We start from the raw sequence: 21950 nt of genomic DNA, 5'->3' as shown, positions 1-21950 counted from the left end.
GTGGTCGAGCGTAAGAAGTACGGCCGCGCCAAGGCCCGCCGCAGCTTCCAGTTCTCGAAGCGCTAAGAGCGGATCTTCTGGATCAATGCAAAGGGCGGTTCCTCGCGGAGCCGCCCTTTCTTTATGTCTCTGTCCAGCAGCGGTCAGCGCTGCAACATCATTATGCCCCAGGCCAAGCCGGTTCCTACGAAGAATAGCGGCCAGGACCACCAGAACCGGTAGTCGACCAGTTCGGCCATATGGATGGCCATCTGGCCACCATGGCTACCCTGTGAACCCACAATAAGCGATATCACGCCCGAGAGGATCGCGCCGAGTGGGATCGCCTTCACCAGTTCCATAGCCGTTCTCCGCCTGGATCAGGCAGAGCTTGTCACGATGTGGTTTCCAAAATGCCCGCCGAAGAGCGTTCGCGAAGAAACTTGCCGTTTGCGGTTAATGGACCGGAGGGTCGATCGGCGGAATCTGCCGCACGGGTGCGACCGGTTCGCCGACTCCGCGTGGCGGCAGGGCGTTCTCCGGCACATCGTCGATCTGCATGTCTTGCGTCTCGATTTGTTCGAGGTTGCGGACCTCAACCGAGAGTTCCCGCCCGTCCCAGACTAGCTCGTTGAAGCTGGGCGGTGTGGAGCGGGTGCGTTGCGACAAGGTGCCGGCACCGATCATGCGGACGGGTCCGGCGGGCGTATCCTCCATGATGTCGAAGGCATCGTGCACGTGGCCCGACAGAACGCCCACCACATTGCGGCGCGCCAATTCGGCAAGCGCACGTTCGCCATGCCTGGTCAGGGCGGTACCCCTGGTTCCCACTTCGCGCAGGGGATGGTGGACGGCGACGAGTGCCCGCTTGCCCGCGGGCAAGGCATCGACAAGCGAGAGGCAGCTTTCGAGCGCAGACGGGCTAACCCAGCCTTTGGACCAGTTCAGCCGCGGCTGTGCTGGGACGGCAGTCTTCAAGGGGATGATCGCCAGCGTACCGAGATCGAGATCGCGTTCGACCTTCTCCTTCATTCCGCTGAAACGCTTGTAGGGTGAGAGGAAGCGCTCGAAAGGGTTGAAATAGGGCATGTCATGATTGCCCACTTCGACGGTTACCGGCGCCTCCAGCGAATTGATCCAGGCAGTAGCCGCGGCAAATTCCCGATGGCGCGCGCGCATTGTCAGGTCACCCGTGATCGCCACGGCGTGCGGGCGATGCACGGCGATTTCACGTTTAACCCAATCGAGCGCGCGGGTGTCTTCCAGCCCGAAATGGATATCGGAGAGATGAAAGATGCGCCGCACGTCAGATGTCATGAGCGATCGCTAGCAGATTGCGTGACATGGGGACCAACAGAATGTCCCGTTCCTCATCAAATACGGCCCTTGACCAGCAACCAGCAAAAGAGGCCGTTCACGGTTGTGTATCCGCCGTAAAGCCAGGCGGCCGTATTCCACCCGTTGGCCGCAAGCAGCATCGCCGTGAGCAGAATCACGAACTCGATCAGCAGCGAAAGGCGCCCACCACTCCGGCGCAAGGCGGGAGGAAGAGAATCAAGGATCGGATGCCCGCTTTCGAGCATCGTCTTGCCCACGATGAAGTTCGATACGCCGCAGAGGAAGAGGAAGGCCAAGTGCATCGATGGGCGGCATAGGCCTGTCGCCGGTGGATTGCCAATCGCGGTTCGTCGGCTGTCCTGCGCCGCCGATCCAAAGATCGTGTCACTCGTCGAGTAGCGCGTGTGACTACAGTTGTAGCTGAGTAATACAGGTGGTGCGGAGGGTCCTCCCCCAAGTCAGTCCCCCAAAACCGGGACCCTCCGCAGACCCGGAGGAAACCCCTATGAAAACGACCCTCGCCTTGATCGCCGCAGTCGGCCTGGCCGTACCGGCCGCTGCCATGCCTGCTGACGCAGTCCCCTACAGCGTTAGCGTGAAATATTCCGACCTCAACCTCGACACGCCCGAAGGCCTTGCCCGTCTTGAGCGCCGCATCGACATGGCTTCCCGCGAGGTTTGCGGCTTCGAACGGGTAGTCACCGGTACCCGCATTCGCAGCTCCGAAATCAACGCCTGCCGCGACAAGGTCAAGGCCAAGGCCATGGCTCACATCGCAGCGGTTCGCGAAGAGCAGGCGCGCGGCGGCTGAGCGATTTGCAGCTGTCTCAGAGCAGCGCAGAACAGGGTGGCTGCACCCCCAGCCAAACCCACAGACCTAGACCCCGGCCGAATGCAGTCCCTCGGTCGGGGTCGACTTTATCGCATTGCCGCAAGGTATGCAGTGGCGCTGCAGATCAGCGCCCAGCCATCGCCTTGACCTTGGGCAGGTAGGTCCGCCCAATGCGCAGCGCCTCACCGTCATCGAGTTCCACCGACCACACACCCAGCCCATCATGCCTGAGGCCGGCAATCCGGTCGCGGCGAAGTATGGTCGAGCGGTGGATGCGGATGAAACGCGCCGGATCCAGGCGCTTTTCGAGCCCGGCAATTGTCTGCAGGAGCAGATAGGTCCGCGCCTCATCGCCTTCGCCGACATGGAGACGGACGTAGTCGCGCTCTGCGTCGATGCGCCCGACTTCCGACGTGGCGATTCGGATCAGTTCGGAACGATGGGGAATCCAGAGCTCTTCAAGCCACCTGCTATCGCCGCGCTCCGTATCACCCTGTCGGGCGAGCGCGCGCTTGATGGCGCGTTCCAACCGTTCGGGCTTGACCGGCTTGAGGACATAATCGACCGCATCGAGATCGAAGGCTTCGACTGCATAATTATCATGCGCCGTCACGAAGACGACCGCGGGGCGATTCTCGGATTTCGCCAGTTCCTTGGCGACTGAGAGGCCATCCACTTCGGGCATGGTCATGTCGAGCAGGACAAGGTCTGGCTTGAGCGCTTCGATAAGGCGCAGCGCCTGCCCGCCATCGCTTGCCGTTCCGATCACGGCCAGGTCGTCCATCTTGGCGCAGATTACCTGCATTCGCTCGACCGCGAGCGGTTCGTCATCGACGATCAGTGTGCGCAGCTTCTGGGGTGCGTCGTCAGCCATGCTTCACCATGGGGAGCCTGAGTTCGGTTTCATAGCCCTGCAAAGCCGGACCCGAAGTCACGGTTGCCTCATTGCCGAAGCGCGCTTCGAGCCGGTCGCGAACATTCGCAAGCCCGATCCCAAAACCTCCCGTATGTCCCGCCGGAACGCCCGGTCCATCGTCGCAAACCGTCACCACCAAGCGGCCATACTCCTCGCGCGCGACGATGGAAATCGTCACTGGGCGGGAGCTCGCCGAGACGCCGTACTTGACCGAATTCTCGACCAGCGGCTGGAGGATCATGCCGGGAACCTTCAGATTGGCGAGTTCGGGGGGCAGATCGACCCGGACACGCAACCGCTCGGGAAAGCGCACCGCCTCGATCTCGAGATAGTGCTCCTGCAGATCGATCTCGTCTGCCAGCGTCACATCGCCGGTGGAGTCTTCCGCCAGGCTATGACGGTAGAAGCGCGAGATCGTCTGGATCATCTGTTCCGCACGCTCCGCCTTTCCGGTCATCACCAGCGCGCTGAGCGAGTTGAGCGTATTGAACAGGAAATGCGGATTCACCTGGTACCGTAGCGACCGCAACTCGGCCGCCTTGGCTGCGGTACGAAACCGCTCTCCTTCGCGCTCCGCCGCCAGCGCCTGTGCGCGTGCCTGGATCGCAATATATAGGGCAGCCCAAGCCAGCAGCAGGAAATAACGCCCCAACGCGATGTCGAAAGTCATCCGCCACTGGTCCATCAGCGTCGGCGCGGGCGCGATCAGGACGCTTTCCGGTTCAGCCAATTCGACGTCGTCAACACCCGTTTCGATTGGTGCGCGCGGCACGTCGACCAGCAGATTGCCCGATTCGTCCCGGCGAATGGCAATGCCCCGTTCCTCGCCGATCTTCTTCTCGATTTCGGCCTGGACGGGTTCGAACATCCATTGGTTGACCTGTGCGATGACTAAGGAGGCAGGCATGGCAATCACCGCCGCGACGGCAATCTTTACACCGATCGACCGGCGATCGAACAGGCGGAGTATCAGCCACATAACGCTGGTCATGGCGATACCGACCAGCACCACCACGCTGCGCCGCCACAGCATGTTCCATTCGAGCCCGAAACCCGACAACTCGCCACGGATGGTCGCCAGGGTGAAATAGATCACCCAGACTCCCACGATCGAACCCATCACGACGCGGGTCGAAAGATGCGGTGTGCTCGAATTCATCTGGCGTTCATGCAGCAAAACATGCCGACGTGTGGCCCCGAAGCCGCGCAAAAGCCAGCGCAGCGGTCGATAGGGTTCACACGTTTGTCGAGCCGGATGCTATTCGGCGGGTTCGAAATTGCCTTCGGCGATCCGCTTGCGCCATTCAGCCGGAGCAAGCGTGTGAACGTTGTTGCCCGCCGCATCGACCGCGACCGTCACCGGCATGTCTTGCACCTCGAATTCATAGATCGCCTCCATACCGAGATCCTCGAACGCAACCACCCGCGCCCCCTTGATCGCACGACTGACGAGATAGGCGGCACCGCCGGTTGCCATGAGATAGGCGACCTTGAAGCGGCTGATCACTTCGACCGCATTGTGGCCACGCTCGGCCTTGCCGATCATCGCAAGCAGGCCAAGATCGAGCATCATCTCGGTGAACTTGTCCATCCGGGTGGCAGTAGTCGGTCCAGCGGGCCCGACGACTTCGCCCATCACCGGATCGACGGGACCAACATAATAGATCGCACGTCCCTTGAAATCGACAGGAAGCTCTTCGCCCGCATCAAGCATATCCTTGATCCGCTTGTGCGCGGCATCCCTTCCGGTAAGCATCTTGCCGGAGAGCAACAGGCGATCGCCATGGTTCCAGCTCGCCACTTCTTCTGGTGTCAGCGCATCGAGATTGACCCGCTTTGCCGCGCTGTCCGGTTGCCAGGTAACCTGGGGATATTCGTCGAGCCTGGGCGGCTCGAGATAGGCGGGTCCAGAACCATCGAGCGTGAAGTGCGCATGGCGGGTCGCCGCACAGTTGGGGATCATCGCCACCGGCTTACCCGCGGCGTGGCACGGCCAATCGAGGATCTTGACGTCGAGCACGGTCGAAAGCCCCCCTAGTCCCTGGGCGCCAACGCCCATCGCATTGACTGCATCGAAGATTTCGATCCGCAGCTTCTCGATATCATTTTGCGGCCCGCGCGCCTTCAACTGACCCATATCGATCGGATCCATCAGGCTCATCTTGGCCAGCTTTACGCAGTGTTCCGCAGTACCACCGATACCGATGCCAAGCATGCCCGGCGGGCACCAGCCGGCACCCATCGATGGAATCTGTTCGATCACCCAGTCGACGATATTGTCGCTCGGGTTCATCATCTTGAACTTGGACTTGTTCTCGCTACCGCCGCCCTTGGCCGCGACATCCACGCTGACCGTATTGCCCGGCACCATTTCGACCGAGAGGACGCAAGGCGTATTGTCCCGAGTATTGCGTCGGGTGAACGCCGGATCCGCGAGAATAGAGGCGCGCAGCTTATTGTCGGGATTGTTGTAACCCCTGCGCACGCCTTCATCGACGACGTCCTGCAGGCTCAGCCGCGAATCGAGTCGACAGTCCATGCCCCATTTGACGAAGACGTTGACGATGCCGGTATCCTGGCAGATCGGCCTGTGCCCCTCGGCGCACATCCGGCTATTGGTCAGGATCTGGGCGATCGCATCCTTCGCGGCGGGGCCTTTCTCCGCCTCATAGGCTTCGCCCAGGGCGCGGATATAGTCCATCGGATGGTAGTAGGAGATGTACTGGAGCGCGTCGGCCACGCTTTCGATCAGGTCCGTTTCCTTGATGACGGTCATGTCGCTCATCGCCGCAAATTCCCATGTTGCAGATTTGTGCTCTCCGATAGGCGCGTTTGCCGCCATCGGTCAAAGCGCTTGGACACATCTTCTCTTGCGCCTAAAGCAAGCCTGCTTGACCTAGCGTGTTATTAGAGTAATACAGTAGCAAACGCCATGACCACGACCCTTGCTCCCTCGAACGATTTTGCCGCAGCGCGCCGCGCGATGATCGACAGCCAGTTGCGCACCAGCGGCGTCAACGAGGCTTTCGTGCTCGATCGCATGCAGGCGGTTGCGCGTGAGGATTTCGTCCCCGAAGAATTGCGCGCCGCGGCCTACACCGATCGTGCAATCCGCCTGGGCGAAGGCAAGGCGCTTCCCGCTCCGCTGTTTCACGGCATGATGCTGGCCGAAGCCCAGCCGAAAGCGGACGATGCGGCGCTGGTGATCGACGGTGGCAGCGGCTACCTGGCCGCACTGGTCGAGCCTCTGGTCGGAACGCTCAAGGCACTGCCGGCGGATGAAGCCCTGGCTGGCAAGAAGAAGGGTGCCTATTCCCTCGTCCTCGTCGATGGAGCCATCGAACACGTTCCCGCCGAACTCACGAAGCTGGTTGCCGAAGGTGGCCGGATCGTGACCGGCCTGGTCGATCGCGGGGTCACCCGCCTCGCCACCGGGCGCAAGGCTGCGGGATCGCTTGCGCTCCTGCCACTGGCGGAAATCGGCGTACCGCGCCTCCACCAGTTTGACAGGCCCCCTAGCTGGAGCTTCTGAATGCGGCCTTCCGCCCTCGCGAAAACACTCGCCTATACATCCGCACTTGCGACACTCTCCGTCGCCGCCCCCGTCAGCGCCGACACGCTGCAGGAAGCGCTGACCGAGGCATATCTCTCCAATCCCACTCTGCTCGCCGCCCGGGCAAACCAGCGTGCGAATGACGAGAATGTGCCGATCCAGCAGGCTCAGGGACTGCCGGGAATCAACACGACTGCGACCTACGTCGAATCGATCCAGAAGTCGCAGAACAGCTTCAACGCACCCGACCGCACGCTGCAGGTCAATCCGCAGCTGACCGTACCGATCTATTCCGGCGGTGCAGTCCGCAACTCGGTCAAAGCCGCGGAAGAGCGGGTGACTGCGGGTCGCGCGGATCTGCGCGCGACGGAAAGCTCGATCTTCAGCCAGGTCGTCGCCGCCTATATGGATGTGTTGCGCAACGAAGCCATCGTGGCGCTCAATGCGAACCAGGTCGAAGTGCTCAAGGTGAATTTGCAGGCCACCAGCGATCGCTTCGAGATCGGTGACCTGACCCGGACCGACGTCGCCCAATCGCAGTCGCGCCTCGCAACGGCGCAAGGCAATTTCCAGGGTGCGCAGTCCAACCTGATTTCGGCCAGGGAGACCTACATCTCCTTGGTCGGCGATGCACCGGACAGCCTCCAGCCACCGCCGCCATTGCCGAACCTGCCGCAGGATGTGAATGATGCGGTCGACTTCGCGCTGGACAACAATCCCGACCTGATCGCCGCGAAGGATCGCGCCAAGGCGGCTGGGTTCGACACCGAAGTGGCCGGCTCGGGTCGCTTGCCGAACCTGACGCTCTTCAGCGGAGCTACTTACACCAATTACTTCAACACTTTGGCAGGCGGTTCTTCGGCGCTGGCCCAACGCGAAACGACCGCCAACGCAGGCGTTCGGTTGACTATCCCGATCTTCCAGGGCGGCCTTCCGGCTGCCCGTCAACGCCAGGCGGCGGCGCGCGAAAGTGCTGCCCTCGAACAGGTAATCGCTGCCGAGCGCAACGTGATCGTGCAGGTCCGTTCGGCCTGGTCGAGCTGGCATGCCTCGCTGGCCGTGATCGAGAGCAGCCAGCTTGCCGTCGATGCAGCGGCGCTCAGCCTCGAGGGCGTGAAGGCTGAAAACTCGATCGGCAATCGCGACATTCTGGATGTGCTTAATGCCGAACAGGAACTGCTGTCCGCCCGCGTTCAGCTGGTCACCGCACGGCGCAACGCCTATGTCGCGGGCTTCAGCCTGCTCGCAGCCATGGGCCGTGCCGAAGCGCGCGACCTGGGCCTAGGTGACGAAGGCACGCTCTACGATCCGGTTGAAAACTACCAGCGCGTCCACGGGCGGATCTGGGACTGGGACCGCGATCCGGAGCCTGTCGCCGCCTCAACGCGTACAGTGGACATCGCCGCCCCGACAGCCGAAGTTCCCGAAGTGGATGAAACCGCTCCCAAAAGCGAGTATTGAGCGCGCAAAGGCGAATCGAATTCCCGATTCGGAACAGGGGCAGGGACGTAATGCAGCAGCCGGGTGAACCGTCGGTCGAAGAGATCCTCGATTCGATCAAGAAGGTCATTGCGCGCGACAACCGCGACGGCCTGATTGCAGAGCGGCGCCGCAAGATCGTGGCAACTCCCGAACCCGAGTTGAATGACGTCGAGGCCGAAGAAGCTCTGGAGGAAGTGCTCGAGCTCGATGCCGACTTCGCAGTCGAAGCAATTGATGACGAGGCTGAGGATGTTGCCGAGACGCTGATCCGCGATGAGACTCGCGATGCGATGCGGCAGAATTTTGCAGCGCTCGCAATGCTGTCGCAGCCGGGCAAGGCGCCACAGATAGTGCGATCGGGCGAAACCTCGCTCGAGGGGCTGGTTCGGGAAATGCTGCGCCCCATGCTCGCCAAGTGGCTCGACGAACATCTCCCCGCCATGGTCGAAGAGATGGTGAAAGCAGAGATCGCACGCATCGCCGGGAAGAAGGCCTGAGCGACAAACTTGGCATCGCCGCAATGCGGGGCTAGGTCCGCGCGCATGATTGCACGCAACCGGGTCGCATTCCCGCTCGCCAGCGCATTCGCGCTCCTGGCAACACCGCTTTCCGCTGCGCCGGACCGTGCGCCCATGAGCGCGGACGACCTGGTCACCATGCCGCGCCTTGGGGCCCCCAGCGTGGATCGGGCCGGACGCATGGCGGTATACACCGTCACCGAAACCGACCCCGACAGCTACCAGCGCAAGGGCGTGCTCCATATGCGCCTGCTCGATGCGATGGACATGGCGCCCGTGCGGCTGGACCTTGAAGGAAGCGACGCACAATTCGGCGATGATGGTTGGCTCTATTACCTGGCCGACGATACCGATGCTGGCGATGACTCCACCAGCCAGGTCTGGCGGGCACAGATTGCCGTTGATGGCAGCGTTTCCCAGGCAATGCAGGTCACCAAGCTGCCGCGGGCGGTCAACGGCTTTGCCGTCTCGAAGGACGGCAAGCGGCTGGCGGTCTTCGTCGAGATAGCGCGTGACTGCGCCTCGCTCGACTGCGATGATTCGACCAAACCCTACGCACCCGGCCCAGGCACTGGCCGTCTGTACCAGGGCGACGGTGGGTTCGTCCGTCACTGGGATCATTGGGAAACCCCCGGGACCTATAACCGGGTATTCGCCTTAGAGCTGGAAAACGGAAAGGCGAGCGGCGCGGGCGTTGCGGTCGATGGGCCAAAGGGCGCGGGCGGCCCCAGCGGCGATACGCCGACCATGCCCTATGGCGGGAATGAGGATTTCGCCTTCGCGCCGGACAGCAAGGGGGCCTGGTTCGTGGCGCGCGAAGCCGACGCACAGGAGCCCTTTTCTACGAACCTTGATATCTGGTGGACCGATCTATCGGGCAGCGCTCCGGTCAATGTGACCAAGGCCAATGAAGCAATGGATATGCTGCCCGCACCATCGCCAGACGGCCGCTACCTCGCCTATGTTGCGATGGAACGACCGACCTACGAAGCTGATCGGCAAGTGATCATGCTGCGTGACCTAAAGACAGGGGTCGCGCGCGCGCTCACCGGCGACTTCGACCGCAGTTTCGGCTCGCTCGCCTGGACGCCGGATAGTCGCTGGATCGTAGCGACCGCTCAGGATGTGCTCGACACGCCAGCCTTCCGCGTCGACCCGCGCAGCGGCAAGGTCGAAAGGCTCGACCTCATGGCCGGTAACGAAGCCCATATTGCCAATCTGGTGCCGTTGCCGGGTGGCAACCTCGTCTTCACGCGCGATTCGATCGGCGCCCCTGCCGAACTTTACCTTTCGCGCCATTGGGATCAGGCCAAGCCCCTTTCCGATGTTGCAACCAGCCGCATGGGTTCGCTTGCGCCGGTCGTGGTCCAGCGCTTCAATTTTATCGGCGCCAATGGCGATACCGTGTGGGGGCAGATAACCAAGCCCGAGGGCGTGACAGGCAAGCTCCCGGCAATCCTCTATGTCCACGGCGGGCCGCAAGGCACCTTCAACGACAGCTGGTCCAGTCGCTGGAACCCGCGTGTCGTAGCGAGCCAGGGCTATGCGGTGATCTCGGTCGATTTCCATGGCTCTACCGGATATGGACAGGCCTTTACCGACGCGATCAACAAGGATTGGGGCGGCAAGCCGCTGGAGGACCTGCAGAAAGGCCTCGCCCACGCGCTTTCGCTTGATCAGCAAATCGACGGCGACCAGGCCTGTGCGATGGGCGCCAGCTATGGCGGCTACATGATGAACTGGATCGCCGGACAATGGCCCGATCGGTTCAAGTGCCTGGTCCAGCATGACGGCGTGTTCGATGCGCGCGCCATGGCCTATGAAACCGAAGAGCTGTGGTTCGACATCTGGGAGCACGGCGGCAAGAAATACTACGAGGATCCCGCAGCCTACGAGCAATGGAATCCGGTCAATCACGTCGACAAATGGCAAACCCCGATGCTGGTGATCACCGGCGAGAAGGATTTCCGCATCCCCTATACGCAGGGCATCGCATCCTTCACCGCACTGCAGATGCGCGGCATCCCCAGCCAGTTGCTGGTTTTCCCGGATGAGAACCATTGGGTGCTGAAGCCCAAGAACTCGCTGCAATGGCACCAGACCGTATTCGATTGGCTGGGCAAGTGGTTGAAGCCGGCGGAATGAGCGATGCCCCGGTAGACCTCGACAAGGCCCGCGCCGCGCTGGCCAAGATTGGCGGGGCCACCGTCGAGCGCCAGATATTCCTGTGCGCCATGTCGGAGAAACAGAAATGCTGCCGGCGCGAAGAAGGCGAAGCGGCGTGGAACTACCTCAAGCGGCGGATGAAGGAACTCGGGCTGGTTGGCCCCGCGGGTACCGTCCAGCGAACCAAGGCCGACTGCCTGCAGGTCTGCGAGGCCGGGCCGATCGCCGTCGTATGGCCTGACAATGTCTGGTATCATTCCTGCCGCGAGGAGGTGCTCGAGGCGATCATCCAGCGTCACCTGATCGGTGGCGTTCCGGTCGAAGAGTTTCGGCTGCGTCCGGCGAACTAGTCGTCGGCCAAAGGATCCTCGATCGCTTCATCATGGCCAGTGCCCGATGAGAGGAATACCAACCCCATCAGCGCGCTGGCCATCAGCATGGTGAAGCCGATGCCGAGCGCAGCTGCGATGTAATAGTGAATGGAAACTTCGGCACTGCCGAACTTGTAGAGCAGTGCAAGCGATACGGCGACGACTCCGACTGTCAGCAACAACATGAAGCGCATGATCCGGCGGAATCGTGCCCATGCGAATGCTGCCTGTTCCGGATCGTCTAGGGGGGACTTCCTGGCCATCGCGGCCCATCTGGAGGCTCGCCCCGGGTGAATCAATGCCAATCCGGCGTTGATTCGCTTTTGGGTCCGGAAAGTGGCATTCTCCCGGACCAGGAGCGGAACAGGAGGTCGGGCATGATAGGCAGGCTGATCGAAAGTCGGACAAGTTCGGAAATCGTCGCATCCACCGTCGAAACCCCGGTGCGTGAAGTGATCGCATTGCTGGCGGAGCGACGTATCGGCGCGGTGCCGATCCTCGAGAATGGGCGTGTGGCGGGAATCTTCTCCGAACGCGACGTGATCTACCGATTGGCTGCCGAAGGTGATGCTTGCCTGGATCGCCCTGTGGGGGAAGTGATGACCTCGCCCGCGATAACGGTTGATCCGCGCACCAGTGTCCTCGACGCTCTGGCTTTGATGACCAAGCGCCGTATCCGCCATCTGCCGGTGGTCGATGGCGAGGCAATGTGCGGCTTCATCTCGATCGGCGATCTCGTCAAGGCGCGGCTCGACCAGATCCAGCACGAAGCCGAGGCGATGCGCGAATATATCCAGACCGCTTGAGTGCAGCGGCGCGCATTCCTACATCCCTGCGCATGAGCATAGCCCCAACCCTTACCGAAGCCGCCGCCGCCCGCGTCGCCGCGATCGCGCAGAAGCAGGCCAAGCCTGCGATCCTGCGCCTTTCGGTTGAAGGGGGTGGTTGTTCGGGCTTTCAGTACAAGTTCGACCTGGCCTCCGCACCCGAAGGCGATGACACGGTGAGCGAGACCGGCGGGGTTCGTCTGGTGGTCGATGCAGTGAGTCTGGATCTTGTCGCCGGCAGCACCGTCGATTTCGTCGAATCGCTGGGGGGCGCAGCCTTCCGGGTCGAAAACCCGCAGGCGGCAGCAGGTTGCGGTTGCGGTTCCAGCTTCGGCATCTAGTGTCCGGGCGATGAAAATCGCCAGCTTCAACATCAATGGAATCAAGGCGCGGCTTCCGCGCCTCAAGGAATGGCTCGAGGAAACTCGGCCCACCGTCGCCTGCCTGCAGGAAATCAAGACGATGGACGAAGGTTTCCCGGCCGAAGAGTTCGAGGCGATCGGCTACAAGGCCATCTGGCATGGACAGAAGAGCTTCAACGGGGTCGCTATCCTTGCCGACGGGGTCGAGCCGCTCGAAACGCAACGCGGCTTGCCCGGAGATCCGGAGGACGAACAGGCGCGCTACCTCGAAGCCGAGATCAACGGCGTTCGCGTTGCATCGATCTATCTCCCCAACGGTAACCCGCAACCGGGACCAAAGTTCGACTACAAGTTGCGCTGGATGGAACGGTTGCGGGCGCACGCCGCCTCGCTGTGGGAGCAAGAGATTCCCACCGCACTGGTCGGCGACTACAACGTCATTCCCAATGACCGGGACGTGTGGGCAGTCAAGGCGATGGAAGACGATGCCCTGATGCAGCCTGAATCACGCGATGCCTACAAGCGGATGCTGGGCGACGGCTGGACCGACGCCCTGGCCACGCTCAACCCGCGAGGCGGGGTGTGGACCTATTGGGATTACCAGGCCGGGGCATGGCAGCGCGACCACGGCTTTCGGATCGATCACCTGCTCCTGTCCCCCGAGCTGGCCGACCGCATGATTGCTGCCGGTGTCGACAAGGCCCATCGCGGGCGGGAGAAGGCCAGCGATCACGCCCCGGTGTGGGTCGAGGTCCGCGACTGACACGAAAAAGGGCCGCCGCATCGCTGCAACGGCCCTTTTTCGGCTCTTCAAACCTCAGCGGTAGAAGACGTGCGTATCGATCGTGGCAAGTGCGACCTTGCGGCGGCTCCAGCCCGGACGAACATATTTGGCGTGGAAATAAAGCGCTTCACCGGCCTTGCTGTCCCACAAACCGCGGTGTGCGATGCGCGCGATAGCCCGGGCATTGGTCCATGCTTTCGATCCGGTCCGGATCCGCGGCATGTTACCGTTCCTGATGAACGAGAACTGCGAACGTTGGTAGACGACACCACAATAGCTCGAGGGGAAACGTTGGTCCTCGGCACGATTGACGATCACCTGCGCCACGGCCAGCTGGCCATCGAGCGGTTCGCCGCGGGCCTCGAAATAGATCGCACCGGCGAGGCACTGGAGCTCTGGGGATAGTTCGCCACTTGCGGGCATGGCATTGACCAGCTCGCGCAGGCTCTGGGCGCGCGGGGTTTCGGTCAATCCCTCGAATTCGGATTGCGCTTCCATAGCGGGAAGCTGCTGCACCACTTCCTTCTCGACGAAGACCGGCACGACCTCTTCGGTCAGTGGTGCCGGAACAGCGGTGGTCTGGGTTGCTTGCGCCGCAACCTGGGCGTTGGCGCCGGAACTTTCAGCCCCGGCAAGGGTAATAGTGGCGGCCACCGCGGCAAACGCGGTCAAACCGGTGAACTTGCGAATCATGATTCCGAAACAATCGGCGGTTGGCGGACTGACACAGGCTGGGACCCACGCGCGTTTTCATGCGTCGTTTAATCGGGTCCGTTAACGGGCCTGCCGGCCACCCCCCGTCTGCGTGCTTGTGCCACGACCGTATTGTCGCGGGCACCGCCTACGCCCCGTAAGGTTGGCGGCCAAATAGTCGCAAATGATACGGTGTCAACCTATTGCAGTGCGGAATCGATGAAGTGTTCCGGATCGGGAAGGTCCAGTTCAATCACCCAGCAATCGGGGTCCGAACGCCGCCGACGGTCGATGTATTGATCGAATTCACCAGTGTTTTCTGCGTCTTGTATCTTCGTGACGGTATAGGGTCGCGAATTGTCCAGATGCGGCATCCGTTCCCACAAGCGAGCACCCGCCCCCCGCGTCATGGTGATCAACAAAATCACGCCGGCGTCTTTTTCGCCGCGCTGCACAATGGCAGCGAATCCACCAGCGGCCTCGACTGCGCGAACGATGGCACTGGCTTCCAGGTGGGCAGGCAGGCGACCTTCCATTAATCCTGTTCCTTCACCCGATATCCCGGCAGGCCGGACAGCGCGATGCGCGAACGCATGAAGGTGCCGGTGCCACGGCCGATCTCGTCCCCATCGGCATCGACCAGCCGCGCTTCGGCGACGAATACCCGCTTGCGCCCGCTGACCCAATGCCCTTCTGCAACCACTTCACCCGCCCGGACCGGCTTCGTGAAATGGAGGTTGAACGAGGTGGTCAGCAGAAAGCGGTCGGTGACCAAGGTGTTGGCAGCATAGAAGGCCGCGTCGTCGAGCATCTTGAAATAGATCGTCCCATGCGCCGCCCCCGCCGCATGGTAACTCGCTTCGGTCACGGGGAAGGTAATGCGTGAGCGACCTTCACCGGGAATCTCGAGCCGCGATTCGAACAGGGCGTTGACCGGAGCCGATGCATACAGGCTCTCGAGGGCGCGAAAATGGCGCTCGGCTCCAGTCATGTCCGTCATTCGAGCTAGCGCGGTTCAACCCAGCCGATCGATCCGTCGTGGCGGCGATAGACCATATTGTGCTGCTCGCTCCCCGCGTTCTTGAACAGCAGCGCATTGGCGTTCTGCAGGTCGAGCATCATCACCGCATCGGCCACGCTGCATTCGGGGATCACAGCACGAGTTTCGGCGATCACGGGTGGGCTATCCGCGGTGATCTCTTCCTCGTCGTCAGGCTCCGGAGCGGCCAGGATCGTATAGGCGGCTTCCTCTTCACGTAGCGCGTGGTCGGCCTGTTCATGGCGATCCTTGATGCGTCGCTTGTAGCGGCGCAGCTGCTTCTCGATCTTGGCGGCCGCGGCATCGAAGGCCTGGTGGACGTCGTGCGCTTCCGCATGACCCTTCAGGATCAAACCCTGCATCACATGAGTGACGATGTCTGAAGTGAAGGCACCGCCCGGACCCTTGCCGAAAGTCACATGCGAGGAGATCGCGCGGTTGAAGTACTTTTCGACGATGGCGTTCATGCGGTCGGCGACATGTTCCTGCAAGGCTGCGCCGGTATCGATCTGGTGGCCAGAGACGCGGATGTCCATGTTGTTGTGTTCTCCTTTGTCTGCCCTACGATCCCTTGACCCGGCCCGTCCGCCAGGTTGCACCGAACCCTATCCCCACAGGGGATTTTCGAGCCCGGCGACGAATTTCCTGTGCCTCTCCAGTTCCTCCGCCGAGGCGGCATGTGGCCGCGGCTCACGGCGCGGGCCGCTGGCCTGGCGAACTGCGATAATCTCGCTCACCTCGGTCACGATCTCGACATGGCGCGTCGCGGCAAGCTCGAGCCCGATCTGCCGCCCGCCCTTGAGCTCGACATAGACCTGCGCCAGCAGCTCGGCATCGAGCAGTGCACCATGTTTCACCCGGTGACTGCGGTCGATACCATACCGGGTGCACAATGCGTCGAGCGAGAGCTTGGCGCCTGGGTGACGCTTCTTCGCCAGCGCCACTGTATCGACCATCCGGCTGGTACAGATCGGATCGCGTTCGCACAGCGCGAGTTCATTGTTGAGGAAGCCGAAGTCGAACCCGGCATTGTGTGCCACCAGCGGGGCATCGCCAACGAATGCAAGCAGGTCCTCCGCCAGCTCCCGAAACAGCGGCTTGTCCGCAAGGAACGAAGCCGAAAGACCGTGTACGGCCTCCGCACCGGCCGGCATGTCGCGTTCCGGATTGAAGTAGGCGTGAAAGGTTGCGCCTGTAGGTACGAGATTGACCATCTCGATGCATCCAATCTCGACCATCCGGTCCCCCGTCTTGGGGTCGAGTCCGGTGGTTTCGGTATCGAACACGATCTCGCGCATTAGCTATCCTATCGGCCTCGACCGCACGGATTTCAAGGGGGTCGCGACCAGCTAGCGTGCAGCGCTGGCCCGCTTCAACTCGGCGATGAGCTCGATCACCTCGCTTTCGGTCAGCTCGATCGACGTGCCGGTGTCGATAATATGGTCGGCGCGGGCGCGCTTGTCTGCGTCGGGCACCTGGAGTGAAAGGATATGGGCGAATTTTTCCTCGGTCATCCCGGGGCGGGCCAGTACGCGTTTGCGCTGGGCATCAGCTGGCGCTGACACAACCACCACCCGATCGACCGCAGCTGCACCGCCCTTTTCAAACAACAAGGGAATGTCGAACACCACCACCGGGGCCCCGACATGTTCGATCAGGAAGGCCTCGCGCTTCCTTGCAACGGCGGGATGTACGATAGCCTCAAGCCGTGCGAGCGCTACCTTGTCGCCGAATACCTGTTCGCCCAGCTTTTCCCGCAGCACACCGTGCGGGCCAGTCGATCCGGGGAAGGCAAGTTCGATCGCAGGCAGCAATTCGCCTTGCGGACCCTGCATTGCGCGGACTTCAGCATCGGCATCGAAGACCGGTACTCCCGCCGCTTCAAACATGGTCGCGACGGTCGACTTGCCCATGCCGATGGAACCGGTGAGGCCGACGATAAGCGGGCGGGTCATGCTGTCAGCCTTTCGCGCAGATCAGGATCGAATTCGCGAGGCGGCTCGACACCGAAGAAGCGAGTAAACGCCGCAGCCGCCTGCCCGATCAGCATGGCGAGACCATCCACGGTCGCAAAACCGGCTGCCCGGGCGTTTGTGAGGAAGTCGGTATCAACCGGATCGGTCACGATATCATAGGCGATCGATCCTGGGGGTGCATGGCTCCAGTCGAATATCAGTGGGGGTTGGCCGCGCATTCCCAGCGGCGAGGCATTGACGACGAGATCACAACATCCTTCGCGGTCATCGAAGGCAAAGTCTGTCGCTTCGGCAAAGTGATCGAGCGGTGCGACATGATGTTCACCGCCTGGATCGAGTTCGTCGAGCAGGGATTGCGCCTTGGCGGGATTGCGGCCTGCCAGGACCAAGGTGAAACCCTCACCCGCAAGTCCGGCGATGATCGCCCGCGCCGCACCGCCGGTCCCAAGGATCCGCGCCATGCGAAAATAGTGTTGTTGGGCCAGTTGGCCGCGCAAGGGCTCGAGGAAGCCCGCAACATCCGTGTTGTAGCCCACCAGCGAGCCCTCCACTTCGCGCACGATGGTATTAACCGCACCGACCTTGCCAGCTAGCGGGTCGATCCGATCGAGAAAGGGGATCACTGCCTGTTTGTGCGGCATGGTAACGTTGCAGCCGCACCATGCCGCATCCTCACGCCGCGCTGCGAGATAGCCCTCAACCTCACCGTCGAGAACATGGTGGGCACGATAGTTCGCATCCAAACCTAGCTTCTCGATCCAGAAGCCGTGAATCGCCGGTGACTTGGATTGGGCGATGGGGTCGCCGATGACTTCCGCATAACAGGTCATGCAGGCAAGGCACCTTCGTTTCGGAGCGCTTCGAGTACCTGCAACAAGGGCATGCCGAGTACGGTGAACTGGTCACCCACTATCCCTTCAAACAGCTGCACGCCCGGGCCTTCGATACGGAAAACACCTACGCAATAGCTGACCTCTGGCCATTCCACGTCGAGATAGGCTCCGATGAACTCCTCACTCAGCTCGCGGACGTGCAGGCGCGCGAAATCCGAGCCGACCCAGACAATCTGGCCGCCCCGTGCCAGCGCGGCGGCGCTATGCAGCGTCATCGTCTTGCCCGAAAACGCGCGCAGGTGTTCGGCGGCATTCTCACGGCTGGTCGGCTTGTCGAAGCGGCGCCCGCCCACCTCCACCAGCGAGTCCGAGCCGAGCACCAGCGCCTCGGGATGGCGTGCTGAAACGTCAGCAGCCTTTGCCGCCGCCAACGCCTGCGCGATCTCGACCGGCTCAGCATCCTGCATTTCCGCCTCGAGCGCGCGTTCATCGATATCGGCACCCACGGCTTCGAAGGTGAGCCCGGCAGCCGCCAGCATCGCCTTGCGCGACGCACTGTTCGAACCGAGTATCAGGCCCGTTCCGGCAATCCCGCTCATATCGGCTTGGCTCCCTGGGTGGTCCCGCGCAACTCGCGCTCATTGTAAAGGCGGATCACGGCGGCCGCGGTTTCTTCGATTGAACGGCGTGTCACGTCGATGACTGCCCAGCCATTATCGGCGAACATACGGCGGGCAAAGGCGACCTCTGCCTTGACCTTTTCCTGGTCGGCATAGTCGGTCTGACGTTCTTCATTGAGGCTCAGCAGGCGATTGCGGCGCACCTGGACCAGCCGTTCGGGTGCTGTGGTCAGGCCCACCACCATGGGGTTCTTGAGCTTGTAGAGCATCGCCGGCGGCGGGCTTTCGACCACCAGCGGTATATTCGCGACCTTGTAACCACGATTGGCCAAGTAGATACTGGTCGGCGTTTTCGAACTGCGCGACACGCCCGCCAGGACGATATCGGCCTGCTCCCAATCCTCCCAGCCGATGCCATCGTCATGGGCGATGGTGAACTGGATCGCCTCGACGCGCTGGAAATAGGCCTGGTCCATCGCATGCTGCCGACCCGGCCTGCCATGCGCTTCCTGACCCAGCGCCTTTTCGAGGGCTTCGGTAACCCGATCGAGGATCGGTACTGCTGGCAAGCCCTGCTGGCTGCATACTTCCTCCAGCCGGCTGCGGGTTTCCGGGTTCACCAGCGTAAACAGGACCAGGCCGGGATTGGCCTTGAGTTCAGGCACGATCCGCTCAAGGTGCTGGCGGCTGCGGACCATAGGCCAGAAATGGCGTACGACGTCGGCATCCTCGAACTGCGCGAGCGCAGCCTTGGCGAGCATCTCAAGCGTCTCACCGGTTGAATCGGACAGCAGGTGGAGGTGGACGCGGTTGGAAATGGGAGGCTCCGGCACCCTGTGGAGAATGGCTGGCATAAACCACGGGAGAAGGCTGGCGACAAGTTCGGGCGCGAATTCGCTCCCCACTACGAGTCCGCCAACAGCCGATTCCCGCACAGCCTGACAGGGTTTTGGACAGGCTGGGGACAGCAGGGATAAGTTTGACTCGACTCAAGAGTCAGCACGAGTCGCGATGGCCAGCTACCCTTTGCATCGCTGGAGAAATCGGGCAGGGGCACGTTATCCCTGAAATCCACAGGGCCAACAGACTCCATCAAACCTTATCAATATAAATATTATTGGATTGGACTCGCGCGATGCCCGGTCTCTTGCTCGATACCCTGAACGGCCAGCGGGGTACTCATGTCCCGCTCTGGCTCATGCGCCAGGCAGGTCGCTACCTGCCCGAATATCGCGCGCTGCGGGAGCAGAAGGGCGGCTTTCTCGCGCTTGCTTACGATAGCGAAGCGGCTTGCGAGATCACCCTCCAGCCAATCGATCGGTTCGGCTTCGATGGCGCGATCCTATTCTCCGATATTCTGATCGTTCCGCATGCCATGGGCCAGGACCTGCAGTTTCTTGCCGGAGAGGGGCCACATCTCTCGCCGCGGCTGGTCGATGCCGCATTGGCCAGCCTCACCCCGGATCTCTCGCGGTATGAACCGATCCATGAGACCGTGCGGCTGTGTCGGGCACGCTTGCCCGACAGCGTAACGATGCTGGGCTTTGCCGGAAGCCCGTGGACCGTCGCGACCTATATGGTCGCCGGTGAGGGGAGCCGGGACCAGCACGAGGCACGCGCCATGGCCTATCGCGACCCTGCGGCTTTGCAGGCGATCATCGATGCGATCGTGGTGCAATCGATCGAGTATCTTTCGGGCCAGATCGCAGCCGGGGCCGAGGCGGTGCAGCTGTTCGACAGCTGGGCGGGGAGCCTTGCACCGAGCGAATTCGAGCGCTGGGTGATCGCGCCCAATGCGGCCATTGTCGCCGAACTGCGCGAACGGCACCCTGACGTGCCGATTATCGGTTTTCCCAAGGGCTCGGGCGAGAAGCTTCCTGCCTATGCCCGGGAGACGGGGGTACAGGCGGTTGGCGTCGACGAAACTCTCGATCCCTCCTGGGTTGCCCGCGAATTGCCCGAAGGCATGCCTGTGCAGGGCAATCTCGATCCCCTGCTGCTGCTGTCTGGTTCACCCGAGCTCGAGCAACGCGTCACAGCGATCCTGCGCATTTTCGCTGACCGCCCGCACGTCTTCAATCTTGGCCACGGCATCGATCGGCGAACCCCGATCGGACATGTCGAGCGGGTGATTGCGACGGTTCGCGGATTCGAGGGGTGACGCCGGCGTGCGCCGATCCTACATAGCCTTCCGATGCAGGATATCCTCGCCATGACCTATTACTGGCTCAAGGCCGGACATATCATTTTCATGGTCTTCTGGATGGCCGGGCTGTTCATGCTTCCGCGCCAGATGATCTACCTGCATCCCGCGGCAAACGGGTCCGAGGAGGCCGCGTTGTGGGCCAGGCGTATGGGCCTGCTGCGCAAGGTGATCCTCTCGCCAAGTATTGCGGTCGTCTGGATCCTCGGTCTGCTGCTGGCCTGGTACATAGGCGCCTGGAGCCAGGGTTGGTTCCATGCCAAGCTGCTGTTCGTCATCGCGCTGAGCGGGTTCCACGGCTACATGGTGGCCCAATCGAAGAGGATGATCGCCGGCGAACGGCCTTTGACCGAGAAACAGCTGCGCATCTGGGGTGAGTTTCCCGGGATTGCCCTGGCCGTCATCGTCATCCTGGTGGTGGTCAAACCTTTCTGACCACCGCCCACGACGTCGGCGGCACGACAGATCGCATTGGCGATTGACGCACCTTCGACGCAATCGTAATTGCACATCACCGACCGGCTAGAGGTCCCGCATCCAGACGGGACCGGGTCCGCTTTCTCCAAGCCCATACCGACCTGCCGGCCATCAACCAGAATACTCAGAGAATTTCTATGCATCTCAAGGATTTGAAAGCAAAAACCCCGGCCGAGCTGGTCTCGATGGCCGAAGAGCTCGGGGTCGAGGGTGCTTCGACCATGCGCCGGCAGGATCTCATGTTCTGCATCCTGCGCGAACTGGCCGAGGACGAGGAATATGACGAGCCGATCATGGGGATCGGCACGATCGAGGTCTTGCAGGACGGTTTCGGCTTCCTGCGCAGCCCCGAGGCGAACTACCTCGCCGGCCCGGACGATATCTATGTTTCGCCCAACCAGGTCCGCAAATGGGGCCTGCGCACCGGCGATACGGTCGAGGGTGAAATTCGCGCGCCCAAGGAAGGCGAACGCTATTTCGCGCTGACCAGCCTCAAGACCGTCAACTTCGACGATCCCGATGCGGTCCGTCATCGTACGAATTTCGACAACCTCACCCCGCTCTATCCCGAACAGAAGCTGACGCTCGATACGCTCGATCCGACGGTCAAGGACAAGTCGGCACGGGTGATCGACATCATCTCGCCGCAGGGCAAGGGCCAGCGCGCGCTGATCGTGGCGCCGCCGCGTACCGGTAAGACCGTGCTGCTGCAGAACATCGCCAAGGCGATCACCGATAACCACCCCGAGGTTTTCCTGCTGGTGCTGCTCGTCGACGAGCGCCCGGAAGAAGTCACCGATATGCAGCGCAGCGTGAAGGGCGAGGTGATTTCCTCGACCTTCGACGAGCCGGCCAACCGCCACGTCCAGGTCGCCGAAATGGTGATCGAGAAGGCCAAGCGCCTGGTCGAGCACAAGCATGACGTGGTCATCCTGCTCGACTCGATCACCCGCCTCGGCCGTGCCTACAACACCGTGGTGC

Annotated in this window: 29 protein-coding genes; 13 read left to right on the top strand and 16 right to left on the bottom strand. The window is 62.0% G+C overall.

The genetic code is table 11. The features are described from left to right. Positions 1 to 66, top strand: a 66-nt coding sequence (gene rpsI, locus AAFM29_RS13415) for a 30S ribosomal protein S9 (RefSeq protein ID WP_341713295.1), incomplete at its 5' end; no start/stop codon positions are given. A 77-nt stretch (positions 67 to 143) separates the two neighbouring features. Here rpsI and AAFM29_RS13410 read toward each other — a convergent pair. The 3 genes from AAFM29_RS13410 to AAFM29_RS13400 all read right to left on the bottom strand — a co-directional run bounded on the left by AAFM29_RS13410 (position 144) and on the right by AAFM29_RS13400 (position 1613). Then, positions 144 to 341, bottom strand: a complete 198-nt coding sequence (locus tag AAFM29_RS13410) for a hypothetical protein (protein ID WP_341713293.1) — start codon at positions 339 to 341, stop codon at positions 144 to 146. Positions 342 to 435: 94 nt separating this feature from the next. Then, positions 436 to 1296, bottom strand: a complete 861-nt coding sequence (locus tag AAFM29_RS13405; RefSeq protein WP_341713292.1) for a metallophosphoesterase — start codon at positions 1294 to 1296, stop codon at positions 436 to 438. Positions 1297 to 1352: 56 nt separating this feature from the next. Continuing rightward, complete coding sequence (locus tag AAFM29_RS13400) at positions 1353 to 1613, bottom strand: hypothetical protein (protein ID WP_371830749.1); 261 nt, start codon at positions 1611 to 1613, stop codon at positions 1353 to 1355. A 209-nt stretch (positions 1614 to 1822) separates the two neighbouring features. On the opposite strand from AAFM29_RS13400, the gene AAFM29_RS13395 reads away from it, so the two are divergent. After that, the gene (locus AAFM29_RS13395; RefSeq protein ID WP_341713290.1) at positions 1823 to 2128 is read left to right on the top strand and encodes a UrcA family protein; all 306 of its coding nucleotides are present in this window, start codon (positions 1823 to 1825) and stop codon (positions 2126 to 2128) included. A 145-nt stretch (positions 2129 to 2273) separates the two neighbouring features. Here AAFM29_RS13395 and AAFM29_RS13390 read toward each other — a convergent pair whose 3' ends face one another. From AAFM29_RS13390 to AAFM29_RS13380, 3 genes are all read right to left on the bottom strand, one after another. Next, positions 2274 to 3023, bottom strand: a complete 750-nt coding sequence (locus AAFM29_RS13390) for a LytTR family DNA-binding domain-containing protein (protein ID WP_341713289.1) — start codon at positions 3021 to 3023, stop codon at positions 2274 to 2276. Continuing rightward, entirely contained in the window at positions 3016 to 4224 is a 1209-nt protein-coding gene (locus tag AAFM29_RS13385; RefSeq protein WP_341713288.1) for a histidine kinase, read from the bottom strand. Before AAFM29_RS13385 ends, AAFM29_RS13390 begins: the two co-directional genes overlap by 8 nt. A gap of 99 nt (positions 4225 to 4323) precedes the next feature. Further along, entirely contained in the window at positions 4324 to 5841 is a 1518-nt protein-coding gene (locus AAFM29_RS13380) for a fumarate hydratase (RefSeq protein ID WP_341713294.1), read from the bottom strand. 156 nt (positions 5842 to 5997) lie between these two features. Here AAFM29_RS13380 and AAFM29_RS13375 point away from each other — a divergent pair, with 156 nt between their 5' ends. The 5 genes from AAFM29_RS13375 to AAFM29_RS13355 are packed head-to-tail and all read left to right on the top strand — an operon-like array spanning position 5998 to position 11134. After that, positions 5998 to 6597 carry a protein-L-isoaspartate O-methyltransferase gene (locus tag AAFM29_RS13375; protein WP_341713287.1) on the top strand — a complete coding sequence of 200 codons (600 nt, stop codon included), beginning with the start codon at positions 5998 to 6000 and terminating at the stop codon, positions 6595 to 6597. Continuing rightward, positions 6598 to 8079, top strand: coding sequence for a TolC family outer membrane protein (locus AAFM29_RS13370; RefSeq protein ID WP_341713286.1), 1482 nt, complete (start codon positions 6598 to 6600; stop codon positions 8077 to 8079). A gap of 50 nt (positions 8080 to 8129) precedes the next feature. Next, positions 8130 to 8597: a DUF2497 domain-containing protein gene (locus AAFM29_RS13365; protein WP_341713285.1), complete on the top strand. Its 468-nt coding sequence runs from the start codon at positions 8130 to 8132 to the stop codon at positions 8595 to 8597. Between the two features lie 45 nt (positions 8598 to 8642). Beyond that, on the top strand, positions 8643 to 10763 hold the full coding sequence (locus tag AAFM29_RS13360) for a S9 family peptidase (RefSeq protein ID WP_341713284.1): 2121 nt from the start codon (positions 8643 to 8645) through the stop codon (positions 10761 to 10763). Then, positions 10760 to 11134 (top strand): (2Fe-2S) ferredoxin domain-containing protein, encoded by a 375-nt coding sequence (locus tag AAFM29_RS13355; protein WP_341713283.1) that lies wholly within the window; start codon positions 10760 to 10762, stop codon positions 11132 to 11134. Before AAFM29_RS13360 ends, AAFM29_RS13355 begins: the two co-directional genes overlap by 4 nt. Here AAFM29_RS13355 and AAFM29_RS13350 read toward each other — a convergent pair. Beyond that, positions 11131 to 11418 carry a hypothetical protein gene (locus AAFM29_RS13350; protein WP_341713282.1) on the bottom strand — a complete coding sequence of 96 codons (288 nt, stop codon included), beginning with the start codon at positions 11416 to 11418 and terminating at the stop codon, positions 11131 to 11133. The genes AAFM29_RS13355 and AAFM29_RS13350 overlap by 4 nt on opposite strands. A 114-nt stretch (positions 11419 to 11532) precedes the next feature. On the opposite strand from AAFM29_RS13350, the gene AAFM29_RS13345 reads away from it, so the two are divergent. From AAFM29_RS13345 to xth, 3 genes are read left to right on the top strand one after another with little or no spacing between them, the layout of a single operon-like run. Then, the gene (locus tag AAFM29_RS13345; RefSeq protein ID WP_341713281.1) at positions 11533 to 11961 is read left to right on the top strand and encodes a CBS domain-containing protein; all 429 of its coding nucleotides are present in this window, start codon (positions 11533 to 11535) and stop codon (positions 11959 to 11961) included. 32 nt (positions 11962 to 11993) lie between these two features. After that, the gene (locus AAFM29_RS13340) at positions 11994 to 12323 is read left to right on the top strand and encodes an iron-sulfur cluster assembly accessory protein (protein WP_341713280.1); all 330 of its coding nucleotides are present in this window, start codon (positions 11994 to 11996) and stop codon (positions 12321 to 12323) included. A 10-nt stretch (positions 12324 to 12333) separates the two neighbouring features. Further along, complete coding sequence (xth, locus tag AAFM29_RS13335; protein WP_341713279.1) at positions 12334 to 13107, top strand: exodeoxyribonuclease III; 774 nt, start codon at positions 12334 to 12336, stop codon at positions 13105 to 13107. A gap of 54 nt (positions 13108 to 13161) precedes the next feature. Here the strand turns inward: xth and AAFM29_RS13330 are convergent, their stop codons facing one another. From AAFM29_RS13330 to AAFM29_RS13290, 9 genes are all read right to left on the bottom strand, one after another. After that, entirely contained in the window at positions 13162 to 13821 is a 660-nt protein-coding gene (locus AAFM29_RS13330) for a cell wall hydrolase (RefSeq protein ID WP_341713278.1), read from the bottom strand. Positions 13822 to 14021: 200 nt separating this feature from the next. Next, entirely contained in the window at positions 14022 to 14357 is a 336-nt protein-coding gene (locus AAFM29_RS13325; protein WP_341713277.1) for a DUF1491 family protein, read from the bottom strand. Then, complete coding sequence (locus AAFM29_RS13320; RefSeq protein WP_341713276.1) at positions 14357 to 14821, bottom strand: PaaI family thioesterase; 465 nt, start codon at positions 14819 to 14821, stop codon at positions 14357 to 14359. Before AAFM29_RS13320 ends, AAFM29_RS13325 begins: the two co-directional genes overlap by 1 nt. 5 nt (positions 14822 to 14826) lie before the next feature. After that, entirely contained in the window at positions 14827 to 15396 is a 570-nt protein-coding gene (gene hpf, locus AAFM29_RS13315; protein WP_341713275.1) for a ribosome hibernation-promoting factor, HPF/YfiA family, read from the bottom strand. Positions 15397 to 15465: 69 nt separating this feature from the next. Then, complete coding sequence (gene dnaQ, locus AAFM29_RS13310; protein WP_341713274.1) at positions 15466 to 16158, bottom strand: DNA polymerase III subunit epsilon; 693 nt, start codon at positions 16156 to 16158, stop codon at positions 15466 to 15468. A 51-nt stretch (positions 16159 to 16209) separates the two neighbouring features. Next, complete coding sequence (gene coaE, locus AAFM29_RS13305; RefSeq protein ID WP_341713273.1) at positions 16210 to 16815, bottom strand: dephospho-CoA kinase; 606 nt, start codon at positions 16813 to 16815, stop codon at positions 16210 to 16212. Continuing rightward, on the bottom strand, positions 16812 to 17666 hold the full coding sequence (locus AAFM29_RS13300; protein ID WP_341713272.1) for a shikimate dehydrogenase: 855 nt from the start codon (positions 17664 to 17666) through the stop codon (positions 16812 to 16814). The genes coaE and AAFM29_RS13300 overlap by 4 nt, the downstream gene beginning before the upstream one ends. Next, on the bottom strand, positions 17663 to 18268 hold the full coding sequence (locus AAFM29_RS13295; protein ID WP_341713271.1) for a Maf family protein: 606 nt from the start codon (positions 18266 to 18268) through the stop codon (positions 17663 to 17665). Before AAFM29_RS13295 ends, AAFM29_RS13300 begins: the two co-directional genes overlap by 4 nt. Beyond that, positions 18265 to 19143, bottom strand: coding sequence for a pyruvate, water dikinase regulatory protein (locus AAFM29_RS13290; RefSeq protein WP_341713270.1), 879 nt, complete (start codon positions 19141 to 19143; stop codon positions 18265 to 18267). The genes AAFM29_RS13295 and AAFM29_RS13290 overlap by 4 nt, the downstream gene beginning before the upstream one ends. Positions 19144 to 19424: 281 nt before the next feature. On the opposite strand from AAFM29_RS13290, the gene hemE reads away from it, so the two are divergent. The 3 genes from hemE to rho all read left to right on the top strand — a co-directional run. Next, positions 19425 to 20450: a uroporphyrinogen decarboxylase gene (gene hemE / locus AAFM29_RS13285; protein ID WP_341713269.1), complete on the top strand. Its 1026-nt coding sequence runs from the start codon at positions 19425 to 19427 to the stop codon at positions 20448 to 20450. A gap of 33 nt (positions 20451 to 20483) precedes the next feature. Next, positions 20484 to 20927, top strand: a complete 444-nt coding sequence (locus AAFM29_RS13280) for a CopD family protein (protein WP_341713268.1) — start codon at positions 20484 to 20486, stop codon at positions 20925 to 20927. A 179-nt stretch (positions 20928 to 21106) separates the two neighbouring features. Beyond that, positions 21107 to 21950, top strand: an 844-nt coding sequence (rho, locus tag AAFM29_RS13275) for a transcription termination factor Rho (RefSeq protein WP_341713267.1), incomplete at its 3' end; no start/stop codon positions are given.

It is taken from the genome of Erythrobacter sp., from assembly GCF_038133525.1.
Classification (GTDB): Bacteria; Pseudomonadota; Alphaproteobacteria; order Sphingomonadales; family Sphingomonadaceae; genus Qipengyuania.
This window is presented reverse-complemented; position numbering and strand designations above follow the sequence as displayed.

Excerpts from the sequence above, each read along its gene's own strand:
- AAFM29_RS13410 (WP_341713293.1), bottom strand. The coding sequence starts at position 341 with ATGGAACTGGTGAAGGCGATCCCACTCGGCGCGATCCTCTCGGGCGTG.
- AAFM29_RS13405 (WP_341713292.1), bottom strand. The coding sequence starts at position 1,296 with ATGACATCTGACGTGCGGCGCATCTTTCATCTCTCCGATATCCATTTC.
- AAFM29_RS13395 (WP_341713290.1), top strand. The coding sequence starts at position 1,823 with ATGAAAACGACCCTCGCCTTGATCGCCGCAGTCGGCCTGGCCGTACCG.
- AAFM29_RS13390 (WP_341713289.1), bottom strand. The coding sequence starts at position 3,023 with ATGGCTGACGACGCACCCCAGAAGCTGCGCACACTGATCGTCGATGAC.
- AAFM29_RS13385 (WP_341713288.1), bottom strand. The coding sequence starts at position 4,224 with ATGAATTCGAGCACACCGCATCTTTCGACCCGCGTCGTGATGGGTTCG.
- AAFM29_RS13380 (WP_341713294.1), bottom strand. The coding sequence starts at position 5,841 with ATGACCGTCATCAAGGAAACGGACCTGATCGAAAGCGTGGCCGACGCG.
- AAFM29_RS13375 (WP_341713287.1), top strand. The coding sequence starts at position 5,998 with ATGACCACGACCCTTGCTCCCTCGAACGATTTTGCCGCAGCGCGCCGC.
- AAFM29_RS13370 (WP_341713286.1), top strand. The coding sequence starts at position 6,598 with ATGCGGCCTTCCGCCCTCGCGAAAACACTCGCCTATACATCCGCACTT.
- AAFM29_RS13365 (WP_341713285.1), top strand. The coding sequence starts at position 8,130 with ATGCAGCAGCCGGGTGAACCGTCGGTCGAAGAGATCCTCGATTCGATC.
- AAFM29_RS13360 (WP_341713284.1), top strand. The coding sequence starts at position 8,643 with ATGATTGCACGCAACCGGGTCGCATTCCCGCTCGCCAGCGCATTCGCG.
- AAFM29_RS13355 (WP_341713283.1), top strand. The coding sequence starts at position 10,760 with ATGAGCGATGCCCCGGTAGACCTCGACAAGGCCCGCGCCGCGCTGGCC.
- AAFM29_RS13350 (WP_341713282.1), bottom strand. The coding sequence starts at position 11,418 with ATGGCCAGGAAGTCCCCCCTAGACGATCCGGAACAGGCAGCATTCGCA.
- AAFM29_RS13345 (WP_341713281.1), top strand. The coding sequence starts at position 11,533 with ATGATAGGCAGGCTGATCGAAAGTCGGACAAGTTCGGAAATCGTCGCA.
- AAFM29_RS13340 (WP_341713280.1), top strand. The coding sequence starts at position 11,994 with ATGAGCATAGCCCCAACCCTTACCGAAGCCGCCGCCGCCCGCGTCGCC.
- xth (WP_341713279.1), top strand. The coding sequence starts at position 12,334 with ATGAAAATCGCCAGCTTCAACATCAATGGAATCAAGGCGCGGCTTCCG.
- AAFM29_RS13330 (WP_341713278.1), bottom strand. The coding sequence starts at position 13,821 with ATGATTCGCAAGTTCACCGGTTTGACCGCGTTTGCCGCGGTGGCCGCC.
- AAFM29_RS13325 (WP_341713277.1), bottom strand. The coding sequence starts at position 14,357 with ATGGAAGGTCGCCTGCCTGCCCACCTGGAAGCCAGTGCCATCGTTCGC.
- AAFM29_RS13320 (WP_341713276.1), bottom strand. The coding sequence starts at position 14,821 with ATGACGGACATGACTGGAGCCGAGCGCCATTTTCGCGCCCTCGAGAGC.
- hpf (WP_341713275.1), bottom strand. The coding sequence starts at position 15,396 with ATGGACATCCGCGTCTCTGGCCACCAGATCGATACCGGCGCAGCCTTG.
- dnaQ (WP_341713274.1), bottom strand. The coding sequence starts at position 16,158 with ATGCGCGAGATCGTGTTCGATACCGAAACCACCGGACTCGACCCCAAG.
- coaE (WP_341713273.1), bottom strand. The coding sequence starts at position 16,815 with ATGACCCGCCCGCTTATCGTCGGCCTCACCGGTTCCATCGGCATGGGC.
- AAFM29_RS13300 (WP_341713272.1), bottom strand. The coding sequence starts at position 17,666 with ATGACCTGTTATGCGGAAGTCATCGGCGACCCCATCGCCCAATCCAAG.
- AAFM29_RS13295 (WP_341713271.1), bottom strand. The coding sequence starts at position 18,268 with ATGAGCGGGATTGCCGGAACGGGCCTGATACTCGGTTCGAACAGTGCG.
- AAFM29_RS13290 (WP_341713270.1), bottom strand. The coding sequence starts at position 19,143 with ATGCCAGCCATTCTCCACAGGGTGCCGGAGCCTCCCATTTCCAACCGC.
- hemE (WP_341713269.1), top strand. The coding sequence starts at position 19,425 with ATGCCCGGTCTCTTGCTCGATACCCTGAACGGCCAGCGGGGTACTCAT.
- AAFM29_RS13280 (WP_341713268.1), top strand. The coding sequence starts at position 20,484 with ATGCAGGATATCCTCGCCATGACCTATTACTGGCTCAAGGCCGGACAT.